Annotated in this window: 6 protein-coding genes; 1 reads left to right on the top strand and 5 read right to left on the bottom strand. The window is 56.2% G+C overall.

From position 1 onward, the window contains the following. Positions 1 to 203: 203 nt before the first annotated feature. Positions 204 to 1,133, bottom strand: coding sequence for a Tim44 domain-containing protein (locus tag K8W16_RS05615; protein ID WP_304121961.1), 930 nt, complete (start codon positions 1,131 to 1,133; stop codon positions 204 to 206). 152 nt (positions 1,134 to 1,285) lie between these two features. Between K8W16_RS05615 and K8W16_RS05610 the strand changes: the two genes are divergently transcribed. Continuing rightward, positions 1,286 to 1,720, top strand: a complete 435-nt coding sequence (locus K8W16_RS05610; RefSeq protein ID WP_304121960.1) for a hypothetical protein — start codon at positions 1,286 to 1,288, stop codon at positions 1,718 to 1,720. Here the strand turns inward: K8W16_RS05610 and K8W16_RS05605 are convergent. The 4 genes from K8W16_RS05605 to K8W16_RS05590 form a co-directional block, all read right to left on the bottom strand. After that, a complete protein-coding gene (locus tag K8W16_RS05605; RefSeq protein WP_304121958.1) occupies positions 1,701 to 2,441 on the bottom strand; it encodes a sulfite exporter TauE/SafE family protein in 741 nt (246 codons plus the stop codon). The two genes, K8W16_RS05610 and K8W16_RS05605, sit on opposite strands and share 20 nt — an antisense overlap. A 283-nt stretch (positions 2,442 to 2,724) precedes the next feature. Further along, a complete protein-coding gene (locus tag K8W16_RS05600; protein WP_304121956.1) occupies positions 2,725 to 3,942 on the bottom strand; it encodes an MFS transporter in 1,218 nt (405 codons plus the stop codon). 100 nt (positions 3,943 to 4,042) lie between these two features. After that, positions 4,043 to 5,062, bottom strand: coding sequence for a tripartite tricarboxylate transporter substrate-binding protein (locus K8W16_RS05595; RefSeq protein ID WP_304121955.1), 1,020 nt, complete (start codon positions 5,060 to 5,062; stop codon positions 4,043 to 4,045). A 30-nt stretch (positions 5,063 to 5,092) separates the two neighbouring features. Then, on the bottom strand, positions 5,093 to 6,436 hold a 1,344-nt coding region (locus tag K8W16_RS05590), incomplete at its 5' end, for an FAD-dependent oxidoreductase (protein ID WP_304121953.1).

The raw sequence follows: 6,436 nt of genomic DNA, 5'->3' as shown, positions 1-6,436 counted from the left end.
AATCAAAAGGAGTGTTTATAACCTACGCATAACTATAAGTTTTCGGGAACCCCCAGCCTAGCTGGGGGTTTTCTTTTAACCAAAAAGACCGGCTCCTCCCAAGAGGAACCGGCCCTTTTCATACCCGAGTCAAAACGCTCTCTGAGAGCGGGGGAACCGTCGCCGCAGGGACTCGCCCAGAAAGCCCCTGCAGCCTGAATGTGTCAGGAAAGCTGCTGTATGCCGTCCAGCTTCCAGCTGTCGCCCTCGCGGCGGGAGCAGACGAAATGCCAGACTTCCCGCACTTGTTCGGGGCGGGCGGCGCGCTGATCTTCGCGCATGAGCACGTCGAAATACACGGCCACGCGGCGCAGGTCACCCTCATCGCGTACTTCCAGGATGGAAGCGTTCACCAGAAGGATTTCCGTCTTGCCGGGTTCCGGGTCTTCCTTCGCCTGCTCGCGCAGTTCTTCCATCACGTCCTGTGTGGCGAAGTTGGCAATATCGTCCAGGTCGCGGCGATCCCACGAACTCTGAAGGCGGGTATAGGCTGCCTTGGCGCCGCGCAGGAATTCATCCTGATCGAAATCAGCGGGAATATCGGCCTCAGGCTGCGCTGCCTCCTGGGCCTGAGCCTGGGGTTCGGAACGCAGATTATCCCATGCGCTGCCGCCCTGGCTGTAAGACTGCGTGTTCCTGACCGGGCTTTCCTCATAGCTCTCCCGGCGGGAAGCTTCCTGTCCGCCGCGGAAACGGCGGAACAGGCGCACGCCGAGGTATACGAGAAGGCCGAGAATGATGATATTCAAAAGGCCGCCCACCATGCCGCCGGCCATGCCGCCGCCCAGAAGAGAGCCCAGCATGGTGCCGGCGAGAAGACCGCCGAAGAGACCGCCGAAAAGGCCGCTTCTGTTGTTCGCCACAGTGGCCGCCCCGCCGTTGGCACGGCTGGAGGCAAGAGGGGCCTGACGATTCACTGAAGAAGAACTTCCCTGGAATGCCCCGGACGGGGGCGTGGCCGGGCGGCTCATAATGGAGGAACTGCCGAAACTGCGCCCTCTGCCGAGGCGTGCGGCGTCCGCGAAATCAGGCGCGGCGAGGGTCAGCGTGGCAAGGCAGGCTGCGCAGAGGGCAAGGGTTTTCCACTTTTTCATCTTTTTTCCTTATGGGATGGGTTAACACCCGGCCCGCCTGGCTGCGGGCCGGGTACAGTCGGAATTACCATAATCATGAAAAGGCCAAATGGGAAGGGGAAAAGAGAGATTTTTCCCAACCGTCCAGACAAAGATACAGCGCAGGGCTCACAATGTTCACTGGCTCCGTCACGGCAATATTCCGTTTGAAAAAAGTATTTTCAATCTCTATGAAAAATAAAGAAAAAAAAGCCTTGTACGGCATTCTTGCAGTCTTCACATCTTCCGAGGTCCACACCTGTACCCATATAAAAGGCTTTATACTTCCAGAATACGCTTTCTTCGGACATTCATTTCACACTCTTCCCCTAAAAAACGCCGTATTACAGAATACGGCACAGGCAGAGCTGCGCTTTCCCGCCCCCGACACGTCTGAGGCCTGCCCCTGCCGGAGGAATAAAGCCTTCGGCCGAAAAAAAACGCCCCGCCGCATAACGGACGGGGCTTTTCTCACAACAGGTAGCGCCGCATGCACGGAAGCGGCCCGCAAGGCCCTGGAGGACAGCGGCCATACTGAAGGCGCAGATTTCAGCCCACGGCGCGGATGAAAAGGATGACTGCTGCAATAGCAAGAAAAATCAAGACAATACGCTGAAAAATCACCTGATTGATACACCGGCCGAGGCGCACGCCCATAATCTGCCCTATGAGGCAGCCTGTGAAGCCTGCGAGCGCCACCTGAAGAAGGGTGAACGTGTACAGCCCCGCCGTAGCCTGGGCCGCCACGGAAATCAGTCCGGAAAACACATAGACCACGCTCATGTTGCCGCGGGAGCGATCTGGAGACCAGTGCTTCATGAGCACATAAATGCCGAGAGGGGCTCCCACCATGGCCACAGAACCGCCTACAAAGCCGCTTACAACCCCTGCCCCGAGGCCTATGGCCGTGGAGTCCGGCAGACGGTATGTAGCGAAGCGACGGCAGAACTGCATGCCTATGAAGCAGGCAAGTATGGCACAGACCATAAGCTGCAAAAACTGCATGGAAGCAACGCGCAGCACCATCACGCCCAGAATACAGCCGGGAACGACGCCAAGGACAAGATCGCGGGTATCGCTCCAGCGGCACGCCTTACGGTAGGAATAGACAAGATGCAATGTGCCCGGCAGGCCGGTAAGGCAGCCGACCAGCACGGCGTCGCTGGGGGGAAGCACCGCCGTCATGAGCGGCATGGCGATCATGATGGTTCCTATGCCTGTGGCGCCCCCGACAATACCGCCGAAAAACCAGCCCAGTCCAACCATGAAACAGATCCAGAAAAAATCCATACAAGATCCCCGTTGGAGAACATGACGGGCGCCAGCTTGAGGCGAGCGTCGCAAAAAAGATGCCCTGCGCTCATACCATGCGCAAGAATTCACCTCCCTTTATACCCCGCTGTATTGCCCCTGTCCAGAGAAGGCAAAAAAACTTTGCAGGAGACACTTCGAGCCTCTCTCTGTACGATGACTTTTACACTGGAATCCGGCTCGCATGAAAAATGAAGAGGGCATGAGGCTCTCTGCATGCGGGATGAGCTTGCCTGCAGAAACACCCCGTTCAATCCATCTGCTACGTTCTGTCTTCTCCCGCTTCTTTCGGAGTTTCTTTCTCATGAAGTAATGTGGCAGAGAACAGGCCGGGAATGACAAAAAACGCAGCCAACAGTATGGCAGGCCTGTAGACTCCCGTTATATCATGCACATAACCGCCAAGATATGGACCGGCAAAGCCGGCAATGATGAAAACCGTCGCGGTAGTACCTATGTTGGATTCCATGTGTGCAGGGCCGAAATTCCGGGCAATGAACGCGGAAAACAAAGGAATACTGCCACCGAAGGCAAGAGCGGAACATGAGGATGCAATCAGCAGACCTCCATAGCCTGCAACCGGTGGCAGAAAAACGAAAAGAAGCAGGCCGCACAGCATGCAGCCCGCGTCGGCCAACATGGCAAAACGGCTGCCCCGCGCATCGAACAGCATGCCGAACAGCAAACGTCCGACTCCGTTCGCCGCCGCATATACGCCCATGGCGGTCCCTGAAAGTTCCAGGGAAATGTTCTGCTCGACGCCATAGGGAACAATATGGCCGATGATCATGAGCCCGCCGATCTGCACGGAACATGTCCATATCCAAGCCTTGCGGAACAGAGGAGTCCTTACCATATCACAGGTATTCAGACCGTCGGCTCCCTGCCCCGGAATCTGCCTGCGGCCGTCTTCAGGATAGTACAAAAATACGCTTGCCGGAAGCGCGATGAGCAAGGCCAGAAGAGCCAGCACCCGCAGCGTGAGTACATATCCGGCAACGGAATTCAGATACCCCGCAACACATGTGCCGAAAAGCAGGGTTCCCAAGGCAAGGGAACAGGCCATAATACCGCATACCAGTCCCCGTTTTTCAGGATACCAGCAAAGTGCAACGGCTGAAGGCACCACATTGGCCACGCCTATGCCGTATCCGGCCATAATGCCGTAGCTGAGAATGAGCTGCCAGGGGGCCACGGCACAGGAAGAAAGAAAAAGACCGAGAACTAGCGCCATTGCTCCGCATGCAGCGGCAAGCCTCGGGCCGAGCTTTCGTATGACGTATCCTCCCGACAGCATACCCAGTCCGAAAAAAACAAGGACAAAGGTGAATACCAGGGACGTCTGTGATCTGGACCACCCTGTGGCATTCTCTATGGGCAACGTAAAGGCAGACCAGGCATAGAGCATGCCGTTTACCAGTGACAACAGTGCTCCAGAGACCAGTACGGATCTGCGCCTTTGAAGAAAAAACGACGCCATGACATATCCTCTGACAACAAACGGGAAAACTTCACACACAAAGCGCATACGAAAAGGTTCCGCCCCCGGAGACGGAGTCGGAACCTTTCATCAACAGAAGCTACTTGGTATAAGGTTCGAGATAGCGGATCAGGTTGGAGTAATCCAACGTGAAGGCTCCGGCCAGGAAGTCATCAAGCTCCTTCCCCAGAACTGGCGTTGCGCCGAGCTTGAGAATCTTGAGCGCGTCTTCCTGGAAAGCCGGAAGTTCCACCATTTTGGCAATGGCATTGCGGACGAACTCCACCCTGTCCTCCGGCACGTCCCCGCGCATGGCTGCCATGCGGATGATAGCCGAAAGATTCATGGCTTCTTCGAAAATACGCTTGTCTTCCGGCGACATGTCCACCACTTCTGCAAGGCAGGGAACATCCGGCAGCACAGGGGTACGCTCCGCAGCTATGACCAGCATGGGAGGGGCCACCATACCCTGCTCCACCGTGCGAAGCCCCTGGGAGAGCGGCGTCAGTGTGAAGTCTATTTCTCCCTTGCCCACGGCAAGGTCGATTTCCACCTGCGCCTTGTACCCCGTCACCATTTTGATATCGAGGCCGAGGCCCCGGATCATGGGCAGCGCTGCAAAGGTGTTCTCGCAAAACGGTGCGTTGACGCCGTACCTCAGTCCCTTGGTATTCTTAAATTCCTCAAGAGACTTGAATTTCGATGCGGCCGTAAGAAGCCACGGTTCACAGAATCCGCCGACAATGTACTTGAACTCGCGTGCATCATACTTTGCCGCCTTGTTTTTCTGGAAATACGGCATCTGGTAGGCCCCGTTGAACATCATGATGTTCATGGTCAGCCCGTCAGGCTTGCAGGCATTCATATAGTTCAGCGCCACTATGCCTGCAGCGCCGGGCATATTCTTGATGAGCATCTCTCCGCCCGTCACTTCCGGCCAGTATTTGGCAAACAGCCTTGCCCCCACGTCACTGGCTCCTCCGGGGCTGGTGCCTATGACCATGGTCAGCTTGTTCTTTTTGTAAAAGGTAGCCGCGTCTTCCTCGGCTCCGGCGGGGAGAACCGAGCACAACAGCCCCGCAACGGCCAACGATACCATCATACCTCTGACAGCGTTCATTCTGTTCTCCTTGATACAGTGTTCCTTTTTCTACAGCCTGCACACGGCGTCATAGCCCTGCCGGACAGCCTGTCGCACATTTTTTGCACAGGTGGCATCGCCAACAATCCAGAACTCCGGCGCCACCCTGCGAAACGAGTCGGCCAGTTCCCGCCTCGCTTTGGAGCCAAGGCATAACACCACACTGTGTGCCTTCAGGAACTGTTCCCCTTCCGGCCCGCGCACGCATATCCCGTCGGGTTGAATTGCCGTACAGGACACGCCCGTCATGCTTTCGACCTCGCGCTCTATCTTGTCCATCAGCGCAATGCGATGGGTATAGCCCGTTCGGCGGGCCAGGACGTCATCCATTTCCACAATGAGCACCTTCCTGCCGTGTTCCGCGAGATGCAGCGCCGTCTCACAGCCGGTGTCGCCGCCGCCTATGACAATAACGCTCTGCCCCGTTTTTTCGGGATGCATGCATGCCTGCGCCGCACTCATAACGCAAGGCAACTCCGTTCCCGGAATGGGAGGAATGAACGGTACTGCACCCACAGCGGCAACAAGGGCATCCGGCCTGTACTTCGCAACAAGTTCAGGCGTAGATTCCGTATGGAAAAAGACACGGATACCCAGAGTCTCAACCCGGTGTATGAGATAGTTTTTGAAGTCACGAAGAGGCTTTTTGAAGGAGACATAGTCGGAAAACGCCAGCTGTCCGCCAAGTTGCCCTTCCTTCTCGAAAAGCATGACTTCATGCCCGCGCTCCGCCGCGGTAATCGCCGCCTGCATGCCTCCGGGGCCGCCGCCGATAATGCAGACCCTCTTTTTCTCCACAGCCGGAGGAATGTAGACATGCTCAATTCCCAAACGCGGGTTGGTGGAGCAGGCGTAGCGCTTGACAACATCCTGCGTGAAACTCGTGATGCCTCCGCCAAAGACCCGGCCGTTCTTTTCATCCAGACAATTAAAGCACTTGATGCAGGGACGGATATCGGCGCTTTTCCCATGCGCCGCCTTCCGGGGCCATTCCGGATCTGAAATAAGAGCACGGGCCATGGCAATGCAGTCCGCCTTTCCTTCCTCCAGAATACGCTCGGCCACGGCAGGAGAAGAAATATTCCCCACAAGAATCAGCGGCGTTTTTATCCCCGCTTTCTTCATGGCTTCAGTCATATAGACATTGGGAGCTTCCGGCATAAATGTGGAAGGGTGCATTTCAACTCTGGTACGCAGCACGCTGCGGGTCCCACGGGAAACATGCACAAGATCCACATAATCCTCTATCATCTTTACAAATTCTATAGACTCTTCAAGCTCAAAACCGCCGGGCACCCCTTCTGTCCCGTTCACCCTGTATTCAATGACAAAATCCTTTCCTACCCGTTTGCG

The sequence above is a fragment of the Mailhella massiliensis genome (assembly GCF_020741395.1).
In the GTDB taxonomy this organism is placed as follows: Bacteria; Desulfobacterota; Desulfovibrionia; order Desulfovibrionales; family Desulfovibrionaceae; genus Mailhella; species Mailhella massiliensis_A.
This window is presented reverse-complemented; position numbering and strand designations above follow the sequence as displayed.

What these genes read in the sequence shown, in the direction of transcription:
- K8W16_RS05615 (WP_304121961.1), bottom strand. Translation starts at nt 1,133, where the DNA reads ATGAAAAAGTGGAAAACCCTTGCCCTCTGCGCAGCCTGCCTTGCCACG.
- K8W16_RS05610 (WP_304121960.1), top strand. Translation starts at nt 1,286, where the DNA reads ATGTTCACTGGCTCCGTCACGGCAATATTCCGTTTGAAAAAAGTATTT.
- K8W16_RS05605 (WP_304121958.1), bottom strand. Translation starts at nt 2,441, where the DNA reads ATGGATTTTTTCTGGATCTGTTTCATGGTTGGACTGGGCTGGTTTTTC.
- K8W16_RS05600 (WP_304121956.1), bottom strand. Translation starts at nt 3,942, where the DNA reads ATGGCGTCGTTTTTTCTTCAAAGGCGCAGATCCGTACTGGTCTCTGGA.
- K8W16_RS05595 (WP_304121955.1), bottom strand. Translation starts at nt 5,062, where the DNA reads ATGAACGCTGTCAGAGGTATGATGGTATCGTTGGCCGTTGCGGGGCTG.